Source organism: Martelella sp. K41-7 (assembly GCF_055808365.1).
The window spans coordinates 2,645,404-2,668,522 of sequence record NZ_CM147867.1; the positions used below are offsets into that span (position 1 = coordinate 2,645,404).

Here is a 23,119-nt window from a genome sequence, read left to right on the forward strand (position 1 = left end):
GACGATCGCTCCTGTCTTGGCGCCCGGTCCGAGAACGAAGGGAGGTCTCCCGGCAAGCAAGGCGCATATTCAAATGTCACGTTGCCGCTTGCGATTAAGCCGCGCGGCTTGATTGCGCTGCGGGATAAGGCCCGCGCTTCTGGGTTGCTTTTTAATTACAACAAGAATCATTTGAGTTCAAATAATTTCTGTTGTAATTGACTGATCGTATGAAGGATGAGCACAAAGACCTGACACCGAAAAACGCTGAAGCTGTGATGAAGGCAATCCGCCGCATCGCGCATGCAATCGACATCCGCTCGAAACGCATCGGCCGCGAAACGGGGCTTACCATTCCGCAGATCGTTGTATTGCAAGCGGTTAGTGACCAGGGCGCGCTGACGACGGCGGCAATCTCGAAACAGGCGGATCTCAGCCCGGCTACCACGGTTACAATCCTCGACAAGCTTGAAGCCAAGGGGCTGATCGCCCGGAAACGATCTGTATCGGACAGACGGAAAGTGCAGGCGGTGCTCACGGCTGCGGGATCGAAGACGCTTGCGGGCGCTCCTTCGCTATTTGCCGATGGCTTTGCGGCCGAATTCTCCACCTTCACCCAGCCAGAACAGCACTCCATCGTCACCTCATTCAGGCGGGTCGCAGACCTTCTGGACCCGGAAGAAACGGCAAAGCCGAAGAAAGGCATCCTTGCTCCCCGCGACTTGCCGCCTCAGTGATTGCGCAACGCATCGATCAGTTCACTCTTGGCCATCTTTGAGCGGCCGTCGACGCCGATCTTCTGCGCCGGGGCGTAGAGATCATCATGCGACCACTCCTCGTATGGATCGGCTCGGCCGCCCTTCTTCGACGGGTTCATCCGGTCATTGGCCTTGGCATTGGCGATGCGCGCAGCCTTCTCCTTAGAGGCGCCGCTCTCGCGCAGTGCCATATAGGTGTCGTCATCCTTGACAGACGGCCGTTGGTCTTTTGTGCTGGGTGCCATTTCCCTGATCCTCCATTCAAACCGTCTGAAGAACGTCGCAAACGGCCGATTGGTTCCGAAACACAGGGACCCTGTGCCCGGCCGGGTGCCTATTTCTTCGATCGTGCCTCGGCACCGTCAACGATCGTGCGGATGGTATCGGCAACGCGGTACTGAAAGGCGAAGGACGAATCGGGGTCGAGACCTGGGTCCTCATCCTGGCCTTTCACGGTCAGCAGGCCGTCAAGCGCGGCGCGGAAAACAGAACGGTTTTCTCCCTCCGGAAGGGTGGCGGCCAGCGCGATCAAAACTTCCTGGTGAGCTGCAATCTGCGCTTCAAGTCTATCGAGACGTTCTTCCGACATGGGATCCTCACATTTTCCGTTTTCATCAACAGGACACATGGCGCATCATAAATCAATGGCGGCGTGCGCGATCGGGCCACCGGGAACAAGCGGCCTTTCCGCGGCGTTCACACTCAGTCAGATGACTTTTTGCAGGAGCCTTTCTTGAACCAAGCCAACACGGCCGAACATGAGTTTCGTTCGCTGACCGAAATCGTCGAACGCACCGTTGCGGAGACCGGAAACGGCGAGGTCTCCGTTGAACACCTGATGCGCTCTTTCGGCCACGCCTCCTTCATTCCGCTCCTGATCCTGCCCGCGCTCGTGCTGATCACACCACTGAGCGGCGTCCCTGGCCTTTCGACCGTCTGCGGCCTGATTATCGTGCTGATCGCAGGGCAAAGACTGGTCGGCCACAAGCAGATCTGGCTTCCCGGCTGGATCCGCCATCGCACGATCAAGACCGCGAAGCTGCATGCGGGGTTGGAAAAAATCCTGCCGTTCACCCGCTTCGTCGACCGCATCAGCCGCAAGCGTATGACCTTCCTGTTCAAACCGCCTCTGGTATTGTTGCTGCCACTAGCCTGCACCATCTTTGGCGCGATCATGCCAGTCATGGAGTTCGTGCCATTCTCCTCCTCGCTGATCGGCGTGGCGGTCACGCTGATCGCGTTTTCGATGCTGACCCGGGACGGTCTGTTTGCGCTGCTGGCATTGGTTCCTGTCGGCGTGGTGATCTGGGCGGTTTCCAGCGTGTTGATGTCGATCTAGTTCCGCGTGTCGTCGGCATGGGTGCTACAGCGCCACCCAACTCTGGTCGACCACGGCCTCCATCGCAACATAGCTCGTAGTCCAGCTGACAAAGGGCAGTTCCGAAATCTCCTCCGCCATGATCTGACGAAAATGCTCCATGTCACGTGAGCGCACCTTGATCTGGTAATCAAATCCGCCGGCAATCAGATAGCACTCCTCCACCTCGGGGATTTGCCGCACAGCCTCGTTGAATTGCTTCAGCGCCTTTTGCCGTGTGTCGCTCACCTTCACGGTGACATAGGTGACATGGGTAAGACCGAGCTTGATCGGGGACAACATTGCGCGGTAACCTTTGATCAAACCCATTTCCTCCATCTGCCGGACCCTGATGGCGACCGGCGTCTTGGACAGGCCGACCTTACGCGCCAGATCCGTCATGGAGATGCGTGCGTCGAAAACCAGTTCTTCGAGAATTTTGCGATTGATGGGATCGAGTCCCATGTCCTGACCCATAATTTCATTATTTTTTGTTATGAATGCCCAAATAAGTAGCGAAAACTAGTCGCATCGTCCAGTCAATTGACGTTAGTCTGGCAAAAAACGAGGAGCAGATATTGGCTGACATTTCCTTCCCGGCGCTCGGCTTCGAGCAAAAATTCACTCCCGACGCACCGCTGCTGACCACTCTTGCCGAAAACGCCGCGATTTCCCCGGACGAACGCAAAGCCATCAGCAAACGGGCCGCCAACCTGGTTCGGCGCATCCGATCGGAGAGCAAGCCGACGCTGATGGAGCATTTTCTGGCTGAATACGGGCTGTCGACACGCGAGGGCGTGGCGCTGATGTGTCTGGCCGAAGCCATGCTGCGCGTACCGGACAAGTTCACCATCGACGCGCTGATCGAAGACAAGATTGCACCCTCGGAGTGGAACAGCCATCTCGGCACCGCCGCCTCCTCGCTCGTCAACGCCTCTACATGGGCACTGATGCTGACCGGCAAGGTCCTGGACGACCGCACCGACCCGGGCATTGCGAACACCCTGCACGGCCTCGTCAAGCGCATGGGCGAACCGGTGATCCGCACCGCCGTCATGCGTGCCATGAAGGAAATGGGCCGTCAGTTCGTGCTCGGAGAGACCATCGAGAGTGCATTGAAGCGCGGCGAAACCCGGATGAAGCAGGGCTTTACCTACTCCTTCGACATGCTCGGCGAGGCAGCGATGACGGCGGATGATGCCGCGCGCTACGACCGCCATTACACAAACGCCATCAAGGCAATCGGCAAGGCCGCGGTTCACGACAAGATTGTTGACAACCCCGGCATCTCGATCAAGCTCTCCGCCCTTCATCCGCGCTATGAGGTGGCAAAGGAAGACCGCGTGATGGAAGAGCTTGTACCGATCGTCAAGCGTCTGGCCATTCAGGCCAAGGAGGTCGGCATCGCGCTGCATATCGATGCCGAGGAACAGGCCCGGCTGGCGCTTTCCTTCAAGGTGATCGACGCGGTGATAGCCGATTCCGCGCTTGAAGGCTGGGACGGTTTCGGCGTCGTGATTCAGGCCTATGGCAAGCGTGCAGACGCCGCAATTGATGCGCTTTACGAAATGGTCACGCGCTATGACCGCAAGATCAATGTGCGGCTGGTAAAGGGCGCCTACTGGGACACGGAGATGAAGCTTGCCCAGGTCAACGGCATGCCGGGCTTTCCGCTTTTCTCCACCAAGGCGGCGACCGATGTTGCCTATCTCTGCCTGGCACGGAAGCTGTTTTCAATGAGCGACCGCATCTTCCCGCAATTTGCCTCGCACAATGCCCACACGATTGCCGCCGTTCTGGAACTCGCCGACGGTCGGCCCTACGAGCTTCAGCGCCTCCACGGCATGGGCGAACGCCTGCATGACATCGTGATGAAGGAAACCGGCGGCCATTGCCGGATCTACGCCCCGGTCGGCGCCCATCGCGATCTGCTGGCCTATCTGGTGCGCCGCCTTCTGGAAAACGGCGCGAATTCCTCCTTCGTCCATCAGATCGTCGACAACAACATTGCGCCGGAAACGGTTGCCAGCGATCCGTTCGAGGCTGTGAAAACCGCAAAGCCTCCGGCGGCGCTGAAGAAGCCGGCCGATATCTTCGGTGAGGGCCGGATTGCCGCGCTAGGCTGGGACACAACCGCAGACGATGTGCTTGTGGCAATCGAACAGGCGCGCGACATCCCCCTGCCCGATGGTAAGTCGCTTACCGTCTCCGAGCCGACCGGCAAGGCCATTACCGTCACCAACCCGGCAACGGGCGAAACGATCGGCACGGTGCTGGAAGCCGATGAGGCAACCGTTGCCCGCGCCTTCGATGACGCTGCAATATGGGATGCGCCGGCTACAGAGCGCGCCGCCGTGCTGCGCAAGGCCGCCGATCTCTATGAAGAAAATTATGGCGTCCTGTTCGCGCTGCTGGCGAAGGAAGCCGGCAAGACCATTGCCGACGCCATCGGCGAGGTGCGCGAGGCTGTCGATTTCCTACGTTATTATGCCCGCGAGGGCGAGAATATGGTGCAAGGCCCGCGCGGCATCATCGTTGCCATCAGCCCATGGAATTTCCCGCTGGCGATCTTCACCGGCCAGATTTCAGCGGCACTCATGGCCGGCAATGGCGTGCTCTGCAAACCCGCCGAACAGACGCAGATGATTGCCCACAAGGCTGTCCAGCTTCTGCATGAGGCTGGCGTGCCGCTTTCTGCCCTGCAACTGCTTACCGGCGACGGGCCGACGGTCGGTGCGGCGCTGACCGCTGACAAGCGCGTTTCAGGTGCGGTCTTCACCGGCTCTATCGACACGGCCAAGCTGATCGAAAAATCGATAGCCGAAAATCTTGCGCCCGGCACACCGCTGATCGCCGAGACCGGCGGGCTCAATGCCATGATCGTTGACAGCACGGCGCTGCCCGAACAGGCCGTGCGCGATATTGTCGCCTCCGCCTTCCAGTCGGCCGGCCAGCGCTGCTCGGCGTTGCGCTGCCTTTATGTTCAAGAGGACACCGCCGATCATCTGATCGAAATGATCAAGGGCGCCATGGATGAGCTTGCCGTCGGCGATCCCTGGCTTTTCTCCACGGATGTCGGCCCGGTGATCGACGCGGAGGCCCGTGACGGCATCGCCGCCTATCTTAAAGAAAAATCGGGCGGCATACTGCACCAACTGAAAGCACCGGGAACCGGCACCTTCATTGCCCCGACCATGCTGAAGGTGAACGGCATTGACGATCTGGAACGCGAGATATTCGGCCCGGTCCTACATGTCGCCACCTACAAGGCGCGCGATCTGGAAAAGATTGTCGACAGGGTCAATGCCCGCGGCTACGGGCTGACCTTTGGCCTCCACACCCGCATCGATGACCGGGTGCAGGCCGTTTCCGAAAGCATCCATGTCGGCAACATCTATGTGAACCGCAACCAGATCGGCGCGGTCGTCGGCTCTCAGCCCTTCGGTGGCGAGGGGCTTTCCGGCACCGGTCCGAAGGCCGGCGGCCCGGACTATCTGCCGCGCTTCCTGACACCTGCATCCGGACAAGAAGGCGGCGAAGACTGGAGCGACAATGCCGACCTGAAATCGGTTGAGGCAATGCTGTCGGCGCTGGCGGAGGTCAAGCTCGACGAGGAACTGATGCCGGGCGTAACCGGGGAGCTGAACCGGCTCGCCTTCTACACCCGCCCGCCGCTTCTCTGCCTCGGGCCCGGCAAGGAAATCGCCGCTGCACAGAAGGCCGCAGTCGAGGCTCTCGGCGGACGCGCAATTGCCGTCGACGGTCATGTCGAGCCGGGCGCGCTGACGACACTGGATGGCTTTTCCGGTGCTCTGTGGTGGGGCGACGAGGCGGCAGCGCGGGCGTTTGCCGGTGCGCTTGCGCAACGCTCCGGCCCGGTCCTGCCGCTGATCACCGCCATGCCGGACAAGGCCCACGTCATGCATGAGCGCCATCTCTGCGTCGACACAACGGCATCCGGCGGAAATGCCAGCCTTCTGGCGGGGTGAAGACAGAGGAGTTTTCTGGCTGAACCGAACGGGCAAAGCCAAAGGGCGCGCCGAACAACCCGGCGCGCCCTTTGATTTCGTGTTCTCTGCAACCTGAGCCGATGCCTTAGTAGGACGAATTGGCCTCGTCAGCGGTTTCCAGCATGAGGTCAAGCATGGCGACGCCTTCATCGCCGTAGCTCTCCGCGATCAGCGCGCGCACCGCGGGCTGTGAGGCTTCAGCGAACTTGCCGAGCTCTTCCGGCGCAACAACGTTGACTTCCATGGTTTCCGACAGGGTCGGCAGGCCCTTTTCAGAGGCTTCGATCACACGGCTCATGGAACGGCCGGCATCGGTGGCAACATCGGCGGCCCAAGAGATCAGATACTGGTTTTCCGGGCTGAGACCGTCGAAGAACTCCTCGTTCATCGTCCAGATATACGGCGTGATCAGGTGGTTGGTGATCGACAGATATTTCTGCACTTCCTGGAACTTGGCAAACGCGATGATCGGGATCGGGTTCATCTCGCCATCGGCGACGCCGGTCTGCAGCGCGGTGTAGACCTCTGCCCAGGGCAGCGCCGTCGGCTGACCGCCGAGCGAGGAAATCAGCGTCTCATGGGTCGGCAAGGTCATGGTGCGGATCTTCAGCCCGTCCATGTCTTCCACCGTCTCGATCGGACGCTCGGAATTGGTGAACTCGAAGAAGCCGCCGGAATCCAGCAAACCCAGTACTTTCAGGCCGGTCTTGCCTTCAAGATCTTCGGAAAAGGCCATGCCGAAGGCGCTGTCCTTGTCGATGACCTGGCTGGCAACGCCGATATTGGGGAAGGCAAAGGGAATGTCGAACACGCCGACCAGCGGATAATGCTCGGCCATGCCGCCGGCAGATGAAATGGTGCTTTCCACCAGACCGGAACGAACCTGATCGATCACTTCGGAATCCTTGCCAAGCTGGCCGTTGGGGAAAAGCTGGACTTCGATCTCGCCATTGGAATTGCTTTCCACCAGCGATTTGAAGACGGCGGCCATGGCACCGGAATGGCTCTCGAACGGGTCTTCCGGATTGAGGTGCGCCAGACGGATGGTGATGTCGGCGGCAAAGGCCTGGCCAGCAAGGCAGACGGCGGCAACACCGAGGGTCAGAGTTTTGATAAGCTTCACGTTTTTCGCTCCTGTTTCAGTTCCACTCTTTTGGTTTTGGTTCTGCTAGAGCCCCAGCAGATGGGGGACGAACAGCGTCATCTTTTCGAAATAGGCCACGCCCAAAAGCACAATCACTTCAGCAAGGATGAAGGGCCAAAGCTCGCGCGCAATCGCCTCGACCTTTTCTCCGGTGACCGACGCAAGCACGAACAGGCAGGCCCCCACCGGCGGCGTCATCAGCGAGATGTTGAGCGCGAGGATAATCATGATGCCGGCATGGACCGGCTCCATACCCAGCTTGGCCATCAGCGGTGCCAATACCGGCGCAAGGATGATCAGCGTAGCGTTGATATCCATCACCAGGCCGATCATCAGCAAAAGCGCGACGATGAGGCCAATGACGACGTAGCGGTTTTCGGAAACGGCCAGCAGGGTTTCGGCAATGGCCTGCGGCACGCGGTTATAGGTCATCCACCAGCCGAGAATGGTTGCCGATGCGATGATCAGAAAGATGACGCCGGTAATGCGGGCGGTGCGCACGCCGATTTGATAGAGATCTTCCCAGGACAGCGCCCGGTAGATGACGCCGCCGACAAACAGCGCATAGGCAACGGCAACGGCCGCCGCTTCCGTCGGGGTGGCAAAGCCGCCAAGGATCGAGCCCAGAATGAAGACCGGCAAGAGTGCTGCCAGAAAGCCTTCGCGCAGAGCGCCTGCAACAGCGGCAAAGGATGGGCCGCCCTCCCCTTTTGGCAGGTTTTTGCGGCGCGCTGTCAGCGCGATGACGCCCATGCAGACCACGCAAATGAGCAGGCCCGGAAGGATGCCGGCGGCAAACAGCCCGGCAATCGAGACCCCCATGATCGAGCCGTAGATAATCGCAAGCGTTGACGGCGGAATGGTCGGCCCGATAATCGAGCCCGCCGCCGTCACCGCGCAGGCATAGGATTTGGAATAGCCGCCCTTGACCATGGCCGGCACCAGCGTGTTGCCGAAGGCCGCCGCATCCGCTGTGGCCGAACCGGTGATGCCGGCAAACATGACCGAGGCCACCATATTGGAATGGGCCATGCCACCGCGCATCCATCCCACCAGCGCATCGGCCAGCTTGACCAGACCCTGGGTGATGCCCGACCGATTCATGATCTCGCCGGCAAGAATGAAGAACGGCATTGCTAGGAAAGGAAACAGGTCGAGGCCGGCAAACATGCGGTCCGGTGCCATCGCCAGAAAACGCGGCCCGATATCGACCATGCCGATAAGACCTGCAACTCCGATGGTGATCCCGACGGGCAGGCCGAGCGCCAGTAAACCGAAAAACGCAACGGGTACGAGGATCATCGCCATTATTCCACTCCCCGCCAACGCTCATCGCGCCGGTCGAATGCGGTGCGCGCGCGGAAAGCGCATCGCTGAGACCATTGAGCGCGATCTGGATAGCGGCAATTGCCGCCGCCGCCGGCACCGCCGCAAAGGCATAGCCCTTCGGCATTGCGTAGATCATCGTGACCCGCGAAAAGCCCTTTTCGGCAAAACCGAGCCCGTACCAGAAAAGGACGAAGAAGAAGACGAAACCCAACACATCAAAGGCGATCGCCAGAAAGCGGCGCATGCCCGACGGCATGCGGACAAACAGAAATTCGACGCCGATATGTTCGCGATGAACGATGCCGCAGGAAATCGCCAGCAGGGCCATCCAGATCATCAGATAGCGCGCCAGTTCTTCGGTAAAGGTCAGGGGCAACGGAATGAGATAGCGTGAAACAATGCCCAACCAGACATCCAGCACGAGCAGAACCAGAAGCACGACACACGCCACCTCGACGACGCGATTGAGCCGGTGACTGATCCGCTTGGCTTTCTGTGCAAATTCGCTCATCAATTGAAACCTGCAGAAGGGATTTCGGATGTAACAGAGACATGAAAACTCATTTTCATTTTATTTGCAATGACGCAAATTTATTTTCATATTGTTTTTGCTGATCCGGGAGAGGAAAGAAAACGAATGACGCCCGAAGATACGAACATCCCGCTGACGGAACGGCTGCATTCGCTTTATGCGGAGCTGCCGGCGCGCGAACGCCAGATCGCCGATTTCATTCTTGAAAGTCCGGGCGAACTCGCCCTCATCAATGCCAATGAGCTTGCGGAACGCACAGGCGTTTCCAATGCCACGGTGACCCGTCTGTTCCAGCGCCTCGGCTACCAGAGCTTCGATGAGGCCCGCCGGGCTGTGCGGGAGCTGCGTGCCGCAGGTTCGCCCTTCTATCTGGCAGAAAAGGACGGAACCAAGCCCGGGCATGGCATTTCGCAGACGCTTGCCGGAGAAATGCAGCGGCTCGAAGCATCACTGGCGATGCAGTCTCCGCTGACGGTCGGCGCTGTATGCGAGGCGATAGCAAAGGCGCCAACTGTCCGGGTTGCCGGCTTCCGCAACAGCTATTTTCCGGCCGCCTATTTCTGCACCACGCTTTTGTCGATGCGGCCCAACGCGTCAATGCTGAATGTCGCCGGCCAGACGCTGGCGGAAACCGCCGCCGGCCTTGGAAAAGATGATGTCGTCGTTATTGTGGGACTAAGGCGCAGGCCCGCAGGTTTTCTCAATTTGATGAAAACCATCGCGGCCACCGGCTGCCGGATCGTGCTGATTGCCGACCGCAGCGTTCGCGAAGCGCCGGCACACGCGACCTGGACGCTTTATTGCGCGGTCGAGACCCCGCAGCTGCTCGATTCATATTCAGGCGCCATGGCCGTTCTCAGACTGCTGGCGCTTGAGACCATGCGCAAGCTTGGTTCCGATGCCCGCCACAGACTGGCGGACATCGAACAGCTGCACGACACGCTGAAAGACCTTGAAAGCTGAGGCCTATTTGGTGGCGTAGGGTGAAATCCCGCGCGGAAGAAAAGCGCCATCTTCCACGGAACCGAGAATCTTGCCTTCCTCGCAAACGGTCTTGCCGCGCAGGATCGTCATCACGGGCCAACCTTTGACCTTCAGCCCTTCATAGGCGGTGTAGTCAGAGCCGTGATGCATACCGTCCTGGGTGATGGTTTCCTCGCGATTTGCATCCCACAGCACCAGATCGGCATCGAAGCCCGGCGCGATCGAGCCCTTCTGCGGGTAGAGGCCATACATTTTCGCATGGTTGGTCGAAGTCAGCGCGACAAACTCATTGAGCGAAATCCGCCCTTCGCTGACACCCTTGGAGAAAAAGACCTGCATACGGTTTTCGACGCCTGGAATACCGTTCGGCACCCAACGGAAGGAGGACTTGCCCTTGCCGGACATCTTGCCGTCGGGACCATCGAAATAGAAGGGGCAATGATCGGAGGAGAACGTCGAGAACACACCGCCGCGAATCCCTTCCCAGATGGCATCCCAGCTATCACGGTCGCGCGGCGGCGGCGAGCACACATATTTGCCGCCGGTCGCGTCCATGTTGAAGCCCTTCATGTCGTCGGCCGTCAGCGCAATATATTGCGTGCAGGTTTCACCGTAGATATTGAGGCCGCGCTGCTGTGCCCAGCGGATCTGTTCCATAGCCTCGCGGCCGGAGACATGGACAATCATGATCGGAACATCGACAAGCTGGGCATGGCTGATGGCGCGATGGGCGGCTTCGCGTTCAACCACTTCCGGGCGGGAAACGCCATGGAAATAAGGCGCGGTCTTGCCGGCTTTCTCCAGCTTCTCGGTCATGAACCGGATGGCATCATAGCCTTCGCAATGGACCATGACGAGCGCCTTGCAATCGCGCGCGCAGTCAAAGACCTCGAGAAGCTCTCGGTCGTTGAGCACCATGTCGTCATAGGTCATAAACACCTTGAAGGAGGTGTAGCCGCTTTCCACAAGGCCGGGGAGATCCTGGCCCAGCGCCTGCGGCGTCGGGTCGGTGATGATCAGGTGAAAACCGTAATCGCAATAGGCCTGGCCGCGCGCCTTTTCATGATAGGCGGCAACGGCCTCACGCAGGTTTTCGCCACGCGCCTGCAGCGCGAAGGGGATGACCGTCGTGGTGCCGCCGGCAATCGCCGAGCGCGTTCCGGTTTCGAAGCCGTCGGCCATTTGCGGGCTGCCAGGGGCCGATGGCTGGGCAAGGTGCACATGACTGTCAATCCCGCCGGGCATGACCAGCAGGCCGGAAGCGTCGATCTCCTTGTCCGCGGTTCCGAGGTTGGTGCCGGTGGCGACGATCTTTCCGTCCTTCACCGCAACATCGGCAAGAAAAGTGTCGGCGGCGGTCACACAGGTCCCATTGCGGATTAACAGATCGAAGTCGGCCATTAAATGCTCCTTGGTCGTAAAGTCACTTCTGCGATCTGAGCCGGATGAATTCGCCAAGCCCGATCAGGGCAATATTGGCAACCACCAGCATCAACGCAATCGCATCAAGCGCGGGAGAAATATTGAAGCGGAAGTCCGAAGCCACCAGAATGGAAAGCGGCTGCGCCCGTCCGCTGAGGAAGGATGTCAGCACATATTCCGCCGAAGAGAGCACAAATGCAATAAACCATGACGCCATAAGACCGTTTTTCATCAGAGGCAGCGTCACTCGCCGGAATGCGGAGAAGTGGCTGGCGCCGAGGTCGAAGGCCGCCTCTTCCAGCCGACCATCGATCCGCATCAGCACAGAGGCATTCACCAGCGTGGTAAACGGCAGGATGATGATGGTTTGTCCGGCAATGATGGTCCAGATTGTGCGGTTAATACCGAGGTCGGACAGCATGATCAGCTGGGCAACGGCCAGAATTACCTTCGGAATCAGGAAGGGGAGCAAGATCATGATCAGCAGCAGCATGCGCCGCTTGATCGGAAACCGGGTCAGGGCCAATGCGGCCATGGCACCGAGCACCGTTGCGAAAAGGCCCGTGGGAATAGCCACAAGAAAGGTGAGTTTGAGCCCGCCCAGAAGCCTCAGATCGGTGAATGTCTCATTGTACCACTGGAAGGTAAAACCCTGCAGCGGGAAGGCGATAATCTCCGAATTGTTGAAGGAGAAGATCGCGATCATCGCCACCGGTAGATACATGAAGATATAGACGATCCAGATCCAGACCGTAGCGGCCTGCGTCGCGCTGCTTTTCATCAGGCTTCTCCCCCGACCATGGCCTTACCGAGCGAAGACCGCGAGATAGCGATGACGGCGGCAGCAAAAAAGCAGAACAGAATAGCCAGCATAGTCCAGGCGATGGCCGATCCAAGCGGCCAGTCGAAGGCCGTTCCGAACAGGTCGTTGATCGCCGAGATGATGGTGACGCCGGAAGCGCCGCCGATCAGTTGCGGGGTCAGATAATCGCCCACAACCATGACAAACACCATCAGCCCGCCGGCAATCAGGCCAGGCGCGGTGAGCGGCAGCGTGACCCGGCGAAAGGCGGAGAGCGTGCCCGCCCCCAGATCGGTTGCCGCCTCGATCAGGCGATCGTCCAGCGCTTCGAAGGCAAGCCACAGCCCGATCACCATGAACGGCAGGTAGTTGTAGGTCAGCACGATGTGGGTGGCGAGCGGCGAAAACAGCAGGCTGTCGAGCGGACGGGCAATCGCCCCCGTCCACATCAAAAGCGAGTTGAGCACGCCCTCGGACCCCAACAGCACCCGCCAGGCGAAAATGCGCACCATGTCACCGGTATATAGCGGCACCAGCAACAGTGTCAGCAGCGCAGATTTGTAATGTGTGACCCGCTTGGCGATAAACCAGGCCACAGGATAACCGACCACAGCCGTCAGGGCGGTGATGGCAAAACCAGACAGGAAGGCCTTTGCAATCAGCCAGCGATAAGTTCCGCTGGAGGCGATGCGTGCGTAATTTTTCAAGGTCGGATCGGTAATGATGGCAACGAAATCGACCTGAAAGAACGAATAGGTGAACAGGATGGCAAGGGGCGCGATGCAAAGCGCGAGAACCGCAGCAAAGACCGGAGCGGCAAGCCAACCGCCAATGCGGGCTTTTTCCATGGCTCTAGCCTCTCCCTCCCGCAGCAGCGATCCAGCCGCGCCGGGCATCGAAGGAAACTCCAACGGTCGAACCGATCTCTGGCGGATCGTCTTGGCGCGAGATCAGGGAAATCGCGGTGCCATCGTCCAGAACCGTTTCCACCAGCCATTCCGACCCCTTGAACACGGTGTGGGTCACTTTCGCCGGAATACCACCCGACGCAGACAATTCGATCTGCTCGGCGCGCAGGGTCAAAACGGCAGCTTTGCCGGCGGCAAGGCCGTCCACCGCAGGACATGAAAAATCGCCTGCCGACGTCGCAATCGTTGCAATGCCCTGGTCAGCGGAAACGACCTGCCCTGTGACAAGATTGGCTCCGCCAATGAAGTCAGCGACATAGGCCGTCGCCGGCTTGCGGTAGATCTCCGCCGGTGCGCCCTGCTGTTCAATCCGCCCGTCATTCATCACGATGATCCGGTCGGACAGCGCAAACGCTTCTTCCTGATCGTGGGTCACATGCAGGAAGGTCATGCCGAGGCGGCGCTGCAGGTCTTTCAGTTCGATCTGCATATCCTTCCGCATCCGCCGGTCGAGCGCGGAAAGCGGCTCGTCCAGAAGCAGAATCCGCGGTTCGTTGACGATGGCGCGGGCGAGCGCGACACGCTGCTGCTGGCCACCGGAAAGCTGGCGCGGGCGCCGGTCCGCCATTGCCTCCATCTGCACCATTGCAAGTGTTGCGTCGACCTTTTCAGCGATTGCCGCCCTGGCCATTTGGCGGTAAGCGAGGCCGAAAGCAACATTTTCGCGGACACTCAGATGCGGAAACAGCGCATAATTCTGAAACACCGTGTTGACCGGCCTTTTTGCGGCCCCCATGCCGGTGAGCGAGCGACCGTCCAGTTCGATCAGGCCCGAGGAGATTTCCTCGAACCCGCCGATCATTCTGAGAAGAGATGTCTTCCCGCATCCCGACGGGCCCAGAAGCGTGACATAGGAATTGGCGTCAATGGCAAAATCAATGCCGCGCACGGCATGCACCTTGCCATATTCCTTGTGAACGGCCACGCCCTTGAGGAGCGACGCGGCCGCTTTTGTCGGGAATGCGGGAGACATGCTTAGCTGGCCTTCACTTCGTTCCAGATGGCGACCCAGTCATTGTAACGGGGCGGGTTCTGTTTCCAGACAAAGGAATCCATCACCGAAAGATCACTGATAAAGATCTTTTCCTTCTGTTCTGCCGGAATCAGATCACGCGCAGCAGAGGTCGACTGTGCGTAGGGGCCGCCGAATGCAAGTTTTTCGCCATAGGCCGGCCCCAGAAGATAATTGACGAGGTCGAACACCGCATCAAGCTTTTCACCTTCGACACCGGCGGGAACAGCAAGCGTATCGCACCAGCCGATAACGCCCTGCTTCGGCTTGGCCATGCCCATATCGAGTCCGCGCTCCTTCAGGTCGTAATAGGGCGGAACCCAGGAGAAGGCGCAGACCACTTCGCCCGAGGCGAACAGGTTTGTAAGGTCGCCGATGGAGTTCCAGTAGGTCCGCAGAAGCTTTTTCTGCGCCATCAGCGCCTTCTTGACCTCGGCAAGCTGCCTGTCGTCCATCACGAACATTTCGTCGCGCGGAATGCCGAGATACATGGCTGCGATCATGATGCCTTCCAGCGCATAGTCGCGCATGGCAAGTTTGCCGGCATATTTGTCGCCCTCGAAGAAGACAGACCAGTCGGGCTCGGCATCCATCATATCGGCACGATAAACGATCGGATTAATACCCCAGTAGAACGGAATACCGTAGGTCTCGCCGTCCTGCTTGCCGAGATGCGTGTTCTTGAATGTATCATATAGCAGGTCGCCATTGGTCACCTTCGAGAAGTCGATCGGCTGCAGCAGGTCGGAGGCGACATAGTATTCGACCTTGTCGAGGCCGGGTGTGATCAGGTCGACGGCGGAGGCGCCGCCGGCACGCAGCTTGGCAAACTGTTCATCATCGGAACCAATGAAGGTCTTGGTGATGTCGATGCCCGGATTTTCGCTCAGGAAGGCGGCAAGATAATCCGGCTTCGCAAGGTTCTCCCAGGTCATCCAGGCGATATCGGTGGCGGCGAAGGCGCGGCTCAGCGGCGAAAATGCGCTCAGCGCCGCACCGGCGGCGGCTGTTTTCAGAAGTCGGCGGCGATTGATGTCAAAAGTCATTGCTCGATCCCTTTTCAGGTTCCCCATTGTTATTCGAGGTGATGGCCGACGGCTTTTCGCGCGACCCTGATCAAGTAAAAACCTTTTTCATAAAATCTTCAATATGAAAAATATGTTTCATTTTTCGGCAACTGACTAAGTCTTGGGCATTTTCCGCATCGGCAGCGGTGCACCGAGCTGGTCAAGTGCGGCATGCAGCGTCTCGATCTCGGCGAGACGGTCGACCGCCGCCTCACCGATAACCTGGCTGGCCGTCGAGCAGAGGTAATTGATCAGGCTCATCGGCGCGACATAGCTGTCGAACAGAGCATGACCGCGATTGTGGCAGCGCAGCGTCAGCGTTGCCAGCTGAGCGGTGCGCGCTGCGGTCATGTCAGCGACCAGCAGAATCGGCGTTCCGGCTTTCTGCACCGCAGCCATGATGTCACGCAGCTGCCCGGGCCGACGGCGAAAGCCGAACACCAGGAACAGATCCTCCGGCCCCATGCCGGCAAGTTCTTCGCCCATCGACATACCAGCCGCCGGTATAAGCCGGACATCGGGCTTCAGATTGACCAGCAGCGCCCGGGCATAGGTGGCCAGCGCCATGGAATTGCGAAAACCGAGGATCCAGATGCGTTTCGCCCCGGCCAACATCGCCACTGCGCGCTCAATCTCGTTTTCGCCCAGCATCTCTGCTGTGCGTGTCAGGTTCTGCAGGTCCTGTGCAATATGAAGGCCAAAATCGCCAGCCGACAGGCGTTTGCCGCCAGTGCCCGTCAGCTCGTAGAGCGGCGAGCCCCAGTCCTCGCTCTGCCGCGCCAGAACCCGGGCCTCGTTGTAGCTCGCATAGCCGAGCCGTTTGAAAAAGCGCGCAGCCGTCGCATTGGAAATGCTGGCCTTGGAAGCCAGTTCGCCTGCGGTGAAGCTTGCCAGATTATTCTGCGATTCCATCACGACGGCGGCAAGGCGGCGTTCCGATGCCGTCAGATCATCATAGATTTCCATGATCCGGACATCAATCGGACGGTTGTCTTCCTGATCACTCATGGCTCGCTCTTTTCACAATTGCTGTATTACGAAAAATTATTTTCATTTCTTATTGACTGCTCAATCGCTGCCGCTATCCTTCGCATAGTTTCGTGATTTTTGGAATGTTTCCGCCATGACCCCAGACTTCTCCACCTTCAGGGCACGCCTTGTTTCCGGCCACTCTGCTGGCAAGGCCCCCTACCCCGATCCGTTCAAGCAGACGCTCAGCCTGTCGGCGGGAGAGCGGGCGTTCGAAACCATTTCCGCCTGGGTGGGCTATGCAGAAACGCCGCTGGTTTCGCTGCAACCGCTTGCCGAGAGTTGCGGAGTCGGGGCAATCCATTTCAAGCATGAGGCCGGACGCTTCGGGCTTGGATCGTTCAAGGCGCTGGGCGGCGCCTATGCCGTCTTCCGGCTGCTCGAGGCGAAAGTTTCCGCAGCAATTGGCAAGACGCCGGACATCGCAGCCCTTCTCGATGGAAGCCACGCGGATATCGTTTCCGATGTCACCGTGACCTGCGCAACGGACGGCAATCATGGACGCTCAGTGGCCTGGGGCGCCAGCCTATTCGGCTGCAAGGCAGTGATTTTCATTCATGAAACCGTCTCGACAGCGCGCGAGGATGCCATTGCCCGTTATGGTGCACGGGTTGTCCGGGCAAAGGGCAATTACGACGACAGCATCCGCGAGGCCGCCCGCCAGGCCGACGAAAACGGCTGGTTCGTGGTCTCCGATACCTCCTACCCCGGCTATACCGACATTCCCCGCAATGTGATGCAGGGCTACAGCGTGATGGCCGAAGAGGCAATCCGCCAGCTTGATGGCAAACCGCCGACACATATTTTCATCCAGGGCGGCGTTGGTGGGCTGGCGGCTGCCGTCACCGCCCATTTCTGGGAAACCTTCGGCAAGCACGCCCCGCGCGTCATCGTCGTTGAACCCGAAAACGCGGCCTGCCTTCTCGAAAGTGCCGCCGCAGGAAAGCCCACCGTTGTCGGCGGCGCGCTTGAAACCATTATGGCGGGGCTTGCCTGCGGCGAGCCCTCCATCATCGCTTGGCCAATCCTTGACGCGGGCGTCTCCGCGTTCATCGAGATCGAGGACGCGGCGGCCGCTGACACGATGCGGCTTCTGGCCTCCGGTGAAGCGGGCGCCCCGCTTGCCAGCGGCGAAAGCGGCGTGGCAGGGCTCTCCGGTTTCCTGTGCGCGGCAAGCCGCGCCGACTGGAAAGACGCGCTCGGTCTCGGGCCGCAGTCGGTGGTTTTGTGCTTTGGCAGCGAGGGCGACACCGATCCTGCTCTCTTCGAGCAGATCGTTGGCCGCACGGCCAGCGAAGTGGAGCAGGTTGCATGAACATCAATACACTGCGCATCAACGGCGAACGTCTCGTTGCCCGCCTTAAGAGGCTCGGGACAATCGGCGCGCTTGACGGCGGCGGCGTTTCCCGTCTGGCGCTGACAACCGAGGAAAAAGGCGGGCGCGATCATCTGGTCAGCGAGATGAAGGCCCTTGGCCTTGCCGTCGCCATCGACCCGCTGGGCAATATCTTCGGCACCCGCAAGGGACGGACCGCGGGACCGGCAATCATGCTCGGCTCTCACATCGATACGGTTGCAACCGGCGGCCTTTACGACGGTGCGCTCGGCGTTCTGGCAGGCCTTGAAGTGATTGCGACGCTCAATGATGCCGGGGTCGAAACCGAGAACCCTCTAGTTATCGCCGCCTTTACCAATGAGGAGGGTGCGCGCTTCCAGCCGGATATGCTGGGCAGCCTGGTCTTTGCAAAGGGCATGGCGCTGGAAGACGCGCTCGAGATCGTCAGCATCGACGGCAAACGCTTGGGCGATGAGCTTGCCGCCATCGGATATGCCGGAAGCGACGCCGGCCCGGTCGAGATCGGCGCCTATTTCGAGCTTCATATCGAACAGGGGCCGGTGCTCGAGGACGAAGCGATCGAGATCGGGGTTGTACGCGGGGTTCAGGGAATCTCATGGACGGAAATCACCGTTTCCGGCCGCTCTACCCATGCCGGCACCACGCCCATCAGACTGCGCCGTGATGCCGGGCTTGCGGCGGCCCGCATTGCCGCAGGCGTCGGGGACCTCGTGCGCGAGATCGGCGGTGACATGGTTGGCACGGTCGGCGCGATCAACCTGACCCCCAACCTCGTCAATGTTGTTGCCGAGAAGGCGGTCATGACCGTCGACCTGCGTCATCCGGATGCAGCGGTTCTCAAAGCGGCGCATGAACGGCTGGTGGCCGTGATCAACGCCGCCGCCGAACGTGAAGATGTGACCTTAAGCACCCGTATGCTTGCCGATTTCCCGCCAACCGATTTTGCGCCGGCTCTGGTCGACAGTGTCGAAGACGCCGCGAAAGCGCTTGGGCTTTCCACCCAGCGGATGTTTTCCGGAGCCGGCCACGATGCACAGATCATCGCTGGCCTTGCTCCCGCCGCGATGATCTTCGTGCCAAGCGTCAACGGCATCAGTCACAACACCACGGAATTTACTGCCCCGGCAGACCTTGCAAACGGCGCCAATGTTTTGCTGCGGGTGGCGCTTTCCAGAGCGATGCCAATCAATGGAGAAATTGCCTGATGACCCGATTTGTTGTTGTCGGCGCGGCCCAGCTCGGCCCGATCACCCGGTCTGAAACCCGTGCTGAAGTCATCGAACGCATGATCGCGCTGATGGAAAAGGCCGCCGGCCGACATTGCGATCTGGTCGCATTTCCGGAGCTGGCGCTGACGACTTTTTTCCGCGCTGGTTCATGGAAGATCAGGCCGACGTCGATTTCTTCTTTGAAAAGTCAATGCCGAATGACGATGTGGCGCCGCTGTTTGCCCGCGCGCGGGATCTCAAGATCGGCTTTTCACTCGGGTATGGCGAGCTTGCAGAGATCGATGGCGTCACGCACCGCTACAACACCACGATCATCGTCGACAAGACCGGTGAGATCGTGCACCGCTATCGCAAGATCCACCTGCCCGGCCATCCTGAACATGAACCCTGGCGGCCATTCCAACACCTTGAAAAGCGCTATTTCGAGCCGGGGCCGGAACCGTTTTCAACGGCCGAGGCTTTTGGCGGCGTGTTCGGACAGGCGATCTGCAACGACCGGCGCTGGCCGGAGACCTATCGCGAACTGGCGCTGCGCGGGGCGGAAATGGTGCTGATCGGCTATAACACGCCGGTGCATTATCCCCTCGCGCCTGAACATGACCACCTGCAAGGCTTTCACAATCACCTGAGCCTGCAGGCCGGGGCCTACCAGAACGGCATGTGGGTGGTCGGCATCGCCAAGGCCGGCAAGGAAGAAGGCTGTGATCTGATCGGCCAGAGCTGCATTGTCGCGCCCACCGGCGAGATCGTGGCGATGGCCGGTTCGCTCGGTGACGAGCTGATCACCTATGACTGCGACCTCGACCGCTGTCTGGAGATCCGCGAGAATATCTTCAACTTCCACCTCCACAGACGCCCGGAACTCTATACGGCCCTGACAAAGGTGGAATAGCCGAACTCCATCGCCCTGTGCGCCGGTCACAGCCAGCGAGAACAAAACGACGCATTCTCCGGGCAAAACAACCAGCATCGATCAGCGGCACACAAAGGCCCGAACATGTTGTTCAGGGCCTTTGTGTTTTCGGAGCCGATCAAGCCACTGAAACAGGTTTGTGCCGGGGCCCTGCCTTACAGAATGATCTCGTCAAAGACGCGGCGGCAATCCATCTCGTATTCCAGACCCACGATCGGCGGACGATTATAGTGCCATGTCAGGCCATTGCGGTGGACGCCGCGCGGGGCCAGTTCGGTTTCGATCAATGGAGCAACATCATGGACGGTATAAATCTGGGCTGCCGTGGTTTCAGCCCATGAACCGTCGAAGAACGCCATGCGCCGTTCCATTTCAGCGAGCACGAACGCGGCCTTCTCGCGAATGGCGTCAGGGCTTGTTTCGCCGGGGCGAACGATGTGGTCGCGGTAATTGCCCGCGCCCTCGGGAACTTCGCCCGAGCCGGCAATGGCAAAGGTTTTGGGTGCGGCTTCATCCTGGACCGTATAGCAGAAAGCATGAAAACCGGGTTCTTCAGGTGCCCCGATCTCCGGGCAAATATTGGAACGCGCAACCGGGTTGTCGTCGCCTTCCATGATGTTCCATGCCCGCAACGTTTCGGCATAAAGCGTGTTGAAGGTGGCAAAACCATCCTCGCTGAACTGACCGGGAGACCGCATTTCACAAGAGCAAAAGGCCTCCAAAGGCCGGCCCAGAGCGCCAAGATGGCTGGCGATGCGATCAAAGCCCTCTTTCATCGGCACGACGTCGAAAAAGCGGGCGCGAACGATGCGACATCCATCAAGAGCAGCGACTCCGGCCGAATACTGCATCACGCCAGGAATGTAGCGATAGCCACCGGCCGCCATGGTTCTTGTCTGCATTTCTCAAATCCTTCTCGTCTTGAAATCAATTGTTCATCACGAACCGACCGAAAGAAAACGCTCCATGCGCCTGAGTGCTGCGATCATGCTGTAAGCGGTGATTGCGCTGCTCTTAGGGTTGGTTTCATCGGGCAGGTTTTGTGACAAGACGCTGAGTGTACCGCCCTTGGAACGAACCGTCAGCTCATGTGTATTCGTGCTCACCCCCGGATCGGCCCAAATCTCGACGGATGTCGCATCCGCGCCCAGCCCGGCAAGCGCGACCGTCGCCGCGACATTGATGTTTTTGGGAAAGGCGGCAATCGACTGGCGGGCCGTACCGGCAAAAATACAAAGCGGTTCGGTTATCGTTTCTGTGGCGACAGGCCCGTCATCGGTTTCGATGGACTTGCCGAAGGAAAGCGGCAGTTTGCGGGTCTTCAGGTGGACGGCGTCGAGGCCGATTTCAGTTGCAGCCCGCAGGCCATCGAGGCCTGCAATCGCGCCGGATGGCGCCAAGATACGCACACCAGCGGCGCGCGCCTGGTCGAGGAAACCGTCCGTCATCAGCAACTGGCCGACACTGGCAACCACAAAGGTCTTTCCCGCCTGTCGCAGCATCGGCTCTGCCAGCGTGGTGAAAGCGTCCGGGGGCAGACACTCCACCACAATGTCCGCAGCATCCGGCAAGGTGGCTAGCGGCAAAATTTTGGGGACTGTCCGGAATGACGCCAGCCGCGCGCGGGCAGCCCAAGCATCGCGGGCGGAAACCGCGACGAGTTCAAGCCCGTCAACGCCCAGATCGAGCGCCGCAGCAACCCGCAGGCCGATCGATCCGAGTCCCGCCACGGCCACTTTCAGACCCTCAGCCATAATTGACCACGAGCAATTTGATGTCGGTCATGCTGTCCATCGCATAGCGCGTGCCTTCTCGCCCGAGGCCGGAATCCTTCCAACCGCCGAAGGGCATGGTATCGATGCGGTAGATCGGCACGTCGTTGATCATCAGCGCACCGACGTCCCAGTCTTCCAGCGCCCGGAAGGCTGCCTTCATATCGTTGGTGAAGAAGCCGCCCTGCAGGCCGAAACGGGAATCTGCGGCGCGACGGACACCCTCATCGGCGTCCTTGACCTTGGTCAGCGTCACCACCGGGCCGAAAATCTCGTCCGCTTCCACCTTCATATCCGGCTTGGTGTCAGTCAGAACGGTCGGCGCGATGACGGCCTGATCGCGGGTGCCACCGGTCAGAATACGTGCACCCTGGTCGACGGCCTCAATGATCCAACTCTCGATACGCTTGGCCGAGCGCTCATCGATGACCGGGCCGACATCGACCCCTTCTTCCATCGGGTTCCCGACCTTGCAGGCCTCGACCCGTGCGACCAGTTCCTTCTCGAAGGCATCATAAACCTTCTCGTGTACGAAAATGCGCTGAACGCCAATGCAGTACTGACCGCCATAAACCACGCCGCCGCGCACGCAGCGTGCCGCCGCAAAGGCAACATCGGCATCGTCGGACACCACAACCGCACCATTACCACCAAGCTCCAGCGAAACCTTCTTCTTGCCGCTCAGCGATTTGATGTGCCAGCCAATCGGAACGCTGCCGGTAAAGGTGACCATGGCGATGCGGTCATCACGCACCAGCTTTTCAGCCAGCGGAACATCGCAATGGACCACACTCAACGCCTCCTCCGGCAGACCGGCCTCATACATCACCTCGGCCAGCAGCCTGCTGGTCAGTGGCGTTTGCGGCGCCGGCTTCAGGATCACCGAATTGCCGACGGCAAAGGCCGGTGCCAGCTTATGAAGCACAAGATTCAGCGGGAAGTTGAACGGCGTGATCGCGAGGATCGAGCCGATCGGAAACCTGCGAGCAATGCCGATACGCCGTCCAAGGCCATTCAAGGTCGCAAGGTCGGCGTCGCTGAGATCAAGCGGGCTGCCATCAGCCGACGCCGTCTGGTATTCAAACACCGCACCGTCGATATCGAGCGGGACTTCCTGGCCCCCGAAGGCGCGGGCCTCGCGCGCCGCGCCGCGCAGGTTCAGGAGCGATCGGGAAATCTCGCCGCGTGCGTCATAAAGCGGCTTTCCGGCTTCGCCAGCAATGAGACGGACGAATTCATCCCTGCGCTGCTCGATCAGATCGGCCGTCCGGTCGAGAATATCGGCACGGACGAAGCGCGGCAGGCGGCGCATCACATCGAAGCCCCGTTGTGCCCTGAGAATGGCCTCTTCGATATCGTTTTCTTCCGAAACCGGCATATGGCCGACGACTGCGCCGTCATACGGCGACAGAATGGCGTCTTGACGGAGAGAGGCGTTTTGAGAAGCGTTCATCG

The 23,119-nt window shown here is 59.7% G+C and carries 20 protein-coding genes and 2 pseudogenes; 7 read left to right on the top strand and 15 right to left on the bottom strand.

The annotated features are described in order from the left end of the window. Positions 1 to 209 precede the first annotated feature (209 nt). A complete protein-coding gene (locus AC0L7L_RS12530) occupies positions 210 to 716 on the top strand; it encodes a MarR family winged helix-turn-helix transcriptional regulator (RefSeq protein WP_272212281.1) in 507 nt (168 codons plus the stop codon). Here AC0L7L_RS12530 and AC0L7L_RS12535 read toward each other — a convergent pair. Then, positions 710 to 982 (bottom strand): DUF7218 family protein, encoded by a 273-nt coding sequence (locus tag AC0L7L_RS12535; RefSeq protein ID WP_272212282.1) that lies wholly within the window; start codon positions 980 to 982, stop codon positions 710 to 712. The genes AC0L7L_RS12530 and AC0L7L_RS12535 overlap by 7 nt on opposite strands. 89 nt (positions 983 to 1,071) lie before the next feature. Next, on the bottom strand, positions 1,072 to 1,326 hold the full coding sequence (locus AC0L7L_RS12540; protein WP_272212283.1) for a hypothetical protein: 255 nt from the start codon (positions 1,324 to 1,326) through the stop codon (positions 1,072 to 1,074). A 144-nt stretch (positions 1,327 to 1,470) separates the two neighbouring features. On the opposite strand from AC0L7L_RS12540, the gene AC0L7L_RS12545 reads away from it, so the two are divergent. Further along, positions 1,471 to 2,076: an exopolysaccharide biosynthesis protein gene (locus tag AC0L7L_RS12545; RefSeq protein ID WP_473509325.1), complete on the top strand. Its 606-nt coding sequence runs from the start codon at positions 1,471 to 1,473 to the stop codon at positions 2,074 to 2,076. A gap of 24 nt (positions 2,077 to 2,100) precedes the next feature. Here the strand turns inward: AC0L7L_RS12545 and AC0L7L_RS12550 are convergent, their stop codons facing one another. Then, positions 2,101 to 2,559 carry an Lrp/AsnC family transcriptional regulator gene (locus AC0L7L_RS12550; RefSeq protein WP_272212284.1) on the bottom strand — a complete coding sequence of 153 codons (459 nt, stop codon included), beginning with the start codon at positions 2,557 to 2,559 and terminating at the stop codon, positions 2,101 to 2,103. A 113-nt stretch (positions 2,560 to 2,672) separates the two neighbouring features. On the opposite strand from AC0L7L_RS12550, the gene putA reads away from it, so the two are divergent. Then, positions 2,673 to 6,083 (top strand): bifunctional proline dehydrogenase/L-glutamate gamma-semialdehyde dehydrogenase PutA, encoded by a 3,411-nt coding sequence (gene putA / locus AC0L7L_RS12555; protein ID WP_473509327.1) that lies wholly within the window; start codon positions 2,673 to 2,675, stop codon positions 6,081 to 6,083. Positions 6,084 to 6,189: 106 nt separating this feature from the next. On the opposite strand, the gene AC0L7L_RS12560 is transcribed toward putA, so the two are convergent. The 3 genes and pseudogenes from AC0L7L_RS12560 to AC0L7L_RS12570 all read right to left on the bottom strand — a co-directional run. Continuing rightward, on the bottom strand, positions 6,190 to 7,227 hold the full coding sequence (locus AC0L7L_RS12560) for a TRAP transporter substrate-binding protein (RefSeq protein ID WP_272212288.1): 1,038 nt from the start codon (positions 7,225 to 7,227) through the stop codon (positions 6,190 to 6,192). Between the two features lie 45 nt (positions 7,228 to 7,272). Further along, a complete protein-coding gene (locus tag AC0L7L_RS12565; protein ID WP_473509330.1) occupies positions 7,273 to 8,556 on the bottom strand; it encodes a TRAP transporter large permease in 1,284 nt (427 codons plus the stop codon). Positions 8,557 to 8,689: 133 nt separating this feature from the next. After that, positions 8,690 to 9,088, bottom strand: a pseudogene (locus tag AC0L7L_RS12570) (TRAP transporter small permease); the annotation flags it as partial. Positions 9,089 to 9,214: 126 nt separating this feature from the next. Between AC0L7L_RS12570 and AC0L7L_RS12575 the strand changes: the two are divergent. After that, positions 9,215 to 10,072, top strand: coding sequence for a MurR/RpiR family transcriptional regulator (locus AC0L7L_RS12575; protein ID WP_272212291.1), 858 nt, complete (start codon positions 9,215 to 9,217; stop codon positions 10,070 to 10,072). Positions 10,073 to 10,075: 3 nt separating this feature from the next. On the opposite strand, the gene hydA is transcribed toward AC0L7L_RS12575, so the two are convergent. The 6 genes from hydA to AC0L7L_RS12605 all read right to left on the bottom strand — a co-directional run bounded on the left by hydA (position 10,076) and on the right by AC0L7L_RS12605 (position 16,372). Then, positions 10,076 to 11,494, bottom strand: coding sequence for a dihydropyrimidinase (gene hydA, locus AC0L7L_RS12580; RefSeq protein WP_473509332.1), 1,419 nt, complete (start codon positions 11,492 to 11,494; stop codon positions 10,076 to 10,078). A 22-nt stretch (positions 11,495 to 11,516) separates the two neighbouring features. Next, positions 11,517 to 12,296 (bottom strand): ABC transporter permease, encoded by a 780-nt coding sequence (locus tag AC0L7L_RS12585; protein WP_473509334.1) that lies wholly within the window; start codon positions 12,294 to 12,296, stop codon positions 11,517 to 11,519. After that, the gene (locus tag AC0L7L_RS12590; protein WP_473509336.1) at positions 12,296 to 13,165 is read right to left on the bottom strand and encodes an ABC transporter permease; all 870 of its coding nucleotides are present in this window, start codon (positions 13,163 to 13,165) and stop codon (positions 12,296 to 12,298) included. The genes AC0L7L_RS12585 and AC0L7L_RS12590 overlap by 1 nt, the downstream gene beginning before the upstream one ends. A gap of 4 nt (positions 13,166 to 13,169) precedes the next feature. Next, positions 13,170 to 14,258 (bottom strand): ABC transporter ATP-binding protein, encoded by a 1,089-nt coding sequence (locus AC0L7L_RS12595; protein WP_473509339.1) that lies wholly within the window; start codon positions 14,256 to 14,258, stop codon positions 13,170 to 13,172. Between the two features lie 2 nt (positions 14,259 to 14,260). Further along, positions 14,261 to 15,343 carry an extracellular solute-binding protein gene (locus AC0L7L_RS12600; RefSeq protein WP_272212297.1) on the bottom strand — a complete coding sequence of 361 codons (1,083 nt, stop codon included), beginning with the start codon at positions 15,341 to 15,343 and terminating at the stop codon, positions 14,261 to 14,263. A gap of 135 nt (positions 15,344 to 15,478) precedes the next feature. Beyond that, positions 15,479 to 16,372 (bottom strand): MurR/RpiR family transcriptional regulator, encoded by an 894-nt coding sequence (locus AC0L7L_RS12605; protein ID WP_272212298.1) that lies wholly within the window; start codon positions 16,370 to 16,372, stop codon positions 15,479 to 15,481. Between the two features lie 115 nt (positions 16,373 to 16,487). Here AC0L7L_RS12605 and AC0L7L_RS12610 point away from each other — a divergent pair, with 115 nt between their 5' ends. From AC0L7L_RS12610 to AC0L7L_RS12620, 3 genes and pseudogenes are all read left to right on the top strand, one after another. Next, on the top strand, positions 16,488 to 17,708 hold the full coding sequence (locus AC0L7L_RS12610) for a diaminopropionate ammonia-lyase (RefSeq protein ID WP_473509342.1): 1,221 nt from the start codon (positions 16,488 to 16,490) through the stop codon (positions 17,706 to 17,708). Further along, the gene (locus AC0L7L_RS12615; RefSeq protein WP_272212300.1) at positions 17,705 to 18,955 is read left to right on the top strand and encodes a Zn-dependent hydrolase; all 1,251 of its coding nucleotides are present in this window, start codon (positions 17,705 to 17,707) and stop codon (positions 18,953 to 18,955) included. The genes AC0L7L_RS12610 and AC0L7L_RS12615 overlap by 4 nt, the downstream gene beginning before the upstream one ends. Next, positions 18,955 to 19,871, top strand: a pseudogene (locus tag AC0L7L_RS12620) (N-carbamoyl-D-amino-acid hydrolase). The gene AC0L7L_RS12615 and the pseudogene AC0L7L_RS12620 overlap by 1 nt, the downstream one beginning before the upstream one ends. 176 nt (positions 19,872 to 20,047) lie before the next feature. Here the strand turns inward: AC0L7L_RS12620 and cnbZ are convergent. The 3 genes from cnbZ to AC0L7L_RS12635 are packed head-to-tail and all read right to left on the bottom strand — an operon-like array spanning position 20,048 to position 23,117. After that, positions 20,048 to 20,794: a 2-amino-5-chloromuconate deaminase CnbZ gene (cnbZ, locus tag AC0L7L_RS12625; RefSeq protein ID WP_272212302.1), complete on the bottom strand. Its 747-nt coding sequence runs from the start codon at positions 20,792 to 20,794 to the stop codon at positions 20,048 to 20,050. A gap of 36 nt (positions 20,795 to 20,830) precedes the next feature. Then, entirely contained in the window at positions 20,831 to 21,622 is a 792-nt protein-coding gene (locus AC0L7L_RS12630; RefSeq protein ID WP_473509344.1) for an aspartate dehydrogenase domain-containing protein, read from the bottom strand. 16 nt (positions 21,623 to 21,638) lie between these two features. Then, positions 21,639 to 23,117, bottom strand: coding sequence for an aldehyde dehydrogenase family protein (locus AC0L7L_RS12635; RefSeq protein ID WP_272212305.1), 1,479 nt, complete (start codon positions 23,115 to 23,117; stop codon positions 21,639 to 21,641). Positions 23,118 to 23,119: the final 2 nt, after the last annotated feature.

What these genes read in the sequence shown, in the direction of transcription:
- AC0L7L_RS12530 (WP_272212281.1), top strand. Translation starts at nt 210, where the DNA reads ATGAAGGATGAGCACAAAGACCTGACACCGAAAAACGCTGAAGCTGTG.
- AC0L7L_RS12535 (WP_272212282.1), bottom strand. Translation starts at nt 982, where the DNA reads ATGGCACCCAGCACAAAAGACCAACGGCCGTCTGTCAAGGATGACGAC.
- AC0L7L_RS12540 (WP_272212283.1), bottom strand. Translation starts at nt 1,326, where the DNA reads ATGTCGGAAGAACGTCTCGATAGACTTGAAGCGCAGATTGCAGCTCAC.
- AC0L7L_RS12550 (WP_272212284.1), bottom strand. Translation starts at nt 2,559, where the DNA reads ATGGGACTCGATCCCATCAATCGCAAAATTCTCGAAGAACTGGTTTTC.
- AC0L7L_RS12565 (WP_473509330.1), bottom strand. Translation starts at nt 8,556, where the DNA reads ATGGCGATGATCCTCGTACCCGTTGCGTTTTTCGGTTTACTGGCGCTC.
- AC0L7L_RS12575 (WP_272212291.1), top strand. Translation starts at nt 9,215, where the DNA reads ATGACGCCCGAAGATACGAACATCCCGCTGACGGAACGGCTGCATTCG.
- hydA (WP_473509332.1), bottom strand. Translation starts at nt 11,494, where the DNA reads ATGGCCGACTTCGATCTGTTAATCCGCAATGGGACCTGTGTGACCGCC.
- AC0L7L_RS12585 (WP_473509334.1), bottom strand. Translation starts at nt 12,296, where the DNA reads ATGAAAAGCAGCGCGACGCAGGCCGCTACGGTCTGGATCTGGATCGTC.
- AC0L7L_RS12590 (WP_473509336.1), bottom strand. Translation starts at nt 13,165, where the DNA reads ATGGAAAAAGCCCGCATTGGCGGTTGGCTTGCCGCTCCGGTCTTTGCT.
- AC0L7L_RS12595 (WP_473509339.1), bottom strand. Translation starts at nt 14,258, where the DNA reads ATGTCTCCCGCATTCCCGACAAAAGCGGCCGCGTCGCTCCTCAAGGGC.
- AC0L7L_RS12600 (WP_272212297.1), bottom strand. Translation starts at nt 15,343, where the DNA reads ATGACTTTTGACATCAATCGCCGCCGACTTCTGAAAACAGCCGCCGCC.
- AC0L7L_RS12605 (WP_272212298.1), bottom strand. Translation starts at nt 16,372, where the DNA reads ATGAGTGATCAGGAAGACAACCGTCCGATTGATGTCCGGATCATGGAA.
- AC0L7L_RS12610 (WP_473509342.1), top strand. Translation starts at nt 16,488, where the DNA reads ATGACCCCAGACTTCTCCACCTTCAGGGCACGCCTTGTTTCCGGCCAC.
- AC0L7L_RS12615 (WP_272212300.1), top strand. Translation starts at nt 17,705, where the DNA reads ATGAACATCAATACACTGCGCATCAACGGCGAACGTCTCGTTGCCCGC.
- cnbZ (WP_272212302.1), bottom strand. Translation starts at nt 20,794, where the DNA reads ATGCAGACAAGAACCATGGCGGCCGGTGGCTATCGCTACATTCCTGGC.
- AC0L7L_RS12635 (WP_272212305.1), bottom strand. Translation starts at nt 23,117, where the DNA reads ATGAACGCTTCTCAAAACGCCTCTCTCCGTCAAGACGCCATTCTGTCG.